Genomic DNA, 2,353 nt, shown 5'->3' with positions numbered 1-2,353 from the left:
CAGCGCGCGCTGGTGTGGCTGGTCGGCGCCTCCGGCGCGGTCGTCTTCATCGAGCCGAGCCCCTACGAGATCATGACGCTGCTCGCGGCGGTGATATTCTTCGCCACCGGCCTGCGCTTGCGGCTCGCGCTGATGCCGCTGGTTGCCCTGCTGGTCCTGCTCAATGTCGGCTACACGATCAGCGCGATCCCGCTGTTCGACAAGTCCGAGGTGGTGAGCTGGATCGCGACCTCCTGGTACATGGCGGTGACCGTGGTGTTCTTCGCCATGGTCATGTCCGAGGATACACTGGCCCGGCTCGACATGCTCCGCCGCGGCCTCGTGATCGGCGCGATGGTCGCCTCGGTGCTGGCGGTCGCCGGCTATTTCCACCTGGTTCCCGGCGGCAACGACCTCCTCACGCTCTACGGGCGCGCGCGCGGTACGTTCAAGGACCCGAACGTGCTCGGCGCCTTCCTGATCCTGCCGGCGCTGTTTGCGCTCCAGAGCGTGGTTTCGGACAAGCTCGGCAAGGCGTTCCGCAACGTCTTCGCCTTCGGCATCATGTCGCTGGCGATCCTGCTCGCCTTCTCGCGCGCGGCCTGGGGCGGGCTGGTGCTGACCTCCGCCTTCATGCTGGCGCTGATGGTGCTGACCAGCCGCACCAACGCGCAGCGCTCGCGCATCATCATCATGGCGATCGTCGCCGCGGTGCTGGGGCTGGCGCTGATCGCGGTGCTGCTGTCGTTCGATTCCACCGCCGAGATGTTCAAGCAGCGCGCGAGCTTCGACCAGAGCTACGACGAAGGCCGCTTCGGCCGCTTCGGCCGGCACATCCTCGGCGCGGAAATGGCGCTCGATCTGCCGTTTGGCATTGGTCCCTTGCAATTCCACCGGTTCTTCCCCGAGGACACCCACAACTCCTACCTCAATGCCTTCATGTCCGGCGGCTGGCTGGCCGGCGTGTGCTATCCCGCGCTGGTCTTCACCACCGTCATCATGGGCTTCCGGCACGTCTTCGTCCGTGTGCCCTGGCAGCGTGCTTATCTCGCCGTGTTCGCCGCGTTCGTCGGCACCGTCGGCGAAAGCTTCGTGATCGACACCGACCACTGGCGCCACTTCTGGATGATGCTGGGCGTGATGTGGGGCATGATCGCGGCCGCACAGATCTACAAGATCAGGGCTGGCGAGGACGCGTCTTCAGCTTGAGAGCGGGACGCTTCTCCGGCGGCGTGTCGAGCAGGCCCTTCAGTGCCTCCGTCGCCGCGAGCACGCCCTTGTAGCCCTCATTCGCGAAACGCAGCAGCAGCCGCAGTTCCTCGTCGGAATAGCCAACGAAGACCTTCTCCATCGCCTGCTGCATCGGCACGTAAAACTGGCCGATCCTCATGGCCGCCTCCGGCACGACCGCGATGAAAACCTTGCGGCGGTCTTTCTCGTCGCGTTCACGGCGGACCAGGCCGGCCTTTTCGAGCCGGTCGACCACGCCGGTGATGGCGCCCGTCGTAAGGCCCGTGACCTCGGCGAGCCTCCCTGCGGTGACGCGGCCCTCGAGATACAGGATGTCCATGCATTCGAGGTCGGAGTTGGCAATTCCGGCAACGTTGGCAACGGTTTGCCCGTAGAGCACGCCCTGCGCGGACGACCTGCGCATCGCCTCCTCGAGCTCCTGCAACAGCGCCGTACGCGCCTTCGTCCTTGACAAGGTCGGCCTCATATCTTAGGCGATATATATCTTAGTCACTAAGAGATTTAGCGACCGTAATTTCTCCTAGCACCACGGAAACGTCCGGAGCAAGCCCATGTCCTATCGTCCCCGCAAGGCGCTGATCATCGGCGCCGGCATTGCCGGACCCGTGGCCGCGATCCTGCTGCGCCGCGCCGGCATCGAGTCCGCGATCTACGAGGCCTGGCCCTACTCCAAGGGCATCGGCGGCGGGCTTCAGATCGCTCCGAACGGCATGCATGTGATGGACGAGATCGGGCTGGCGAACGAGTTGATCAGCTGCGGCTCGGTTGCGGAGTCCTTCGACTTCTATTCGCAAGGCGGCGAACGGCTCGGCTCGATCAACCGCGACATGGCGCGGCGCTTCGGCCAGCCGGCGGTCAACATGTCCCGCGCCACGCTGAACGAGATCCTGATCGACAAGGCCTGGTGCGCCTGCGTCTCGCTCTATTTCGAGAAGCGCCTGATCAAGGTCGAGGACCGCGGCGACCAACCGATCATCGCCTATTTCGCCGATGGCACCACCGCCGAGGGCGACTTCCTGATCGGCGCCGACGGCGTGCACTCGGTCGCGCGCCGCCAAGTGGTGCCGGACGGACCGCAGCCGTTCGACACGGGTCTGATCGGCTTCGGCGGCTTCGTCCCGCA

The 2,353-nt window shown here is 65.3% G+C and carries 3 protein-coding genes; 2 read left to right on the top strand and 1 reads right to left on the bottom strand.

Annotated elements, in window-relative coordinates; translation table 11 throughout:
- Positions 1-1,188: O-antigen ligase (locus MOV75_RS34945; RefSeq protein ID WP_247007618.1), on the top strand; the 1,188-nt coding region annotated here is incomplete at its 5' end.
- On the opposite strand, the gene MOV75_RS34940 is transcribed toward MOV75_RS34945, so the two are convergent.
- Positions 1,157-1,633 (bottom strand): MarR family transcriptional regulator, encoded by a 477-nt coding sequence (locus MOV75_RS34940; protein WP_246931284.1) that lies wholly within the window; start codon positions 1,631-1,633, stop codon positions 1,157-1,159. The genes MOV75_RS34945 and MOV75_RS34940 overlap by 32 nt on opposite strands.
- Positions 1,634-1,781: 148 nt before the next feature.
- Between MOV75_RS34940 and MOV75_RS34935 the strand changes: the two genes are divergently transcribed.
- Positions 1,782-2,353, top strand: a 572-nt coding sequence (locus MOV75_RS34935; protein ID WP_247007617.1) for an NAD(P)/FAD-dependent oxidoreductase, incomplete at its 3' end; no start/stop codon positions are given.

This window comes from Bradyrhizobium sp. PRIMUS42 (genome assembly GCF_023006515.1).
Taxonomy (GTDB): Bacteria; Pseudomonadota; Alphaproteobacteria; order Rhizobiales; family Xanthobacteraceae; genus Bradyrhizobium.
Note: the sequence above shows the minus strand (reverse complement) of the source record. Positions and strands in the feature narration are given on the sequence as shown.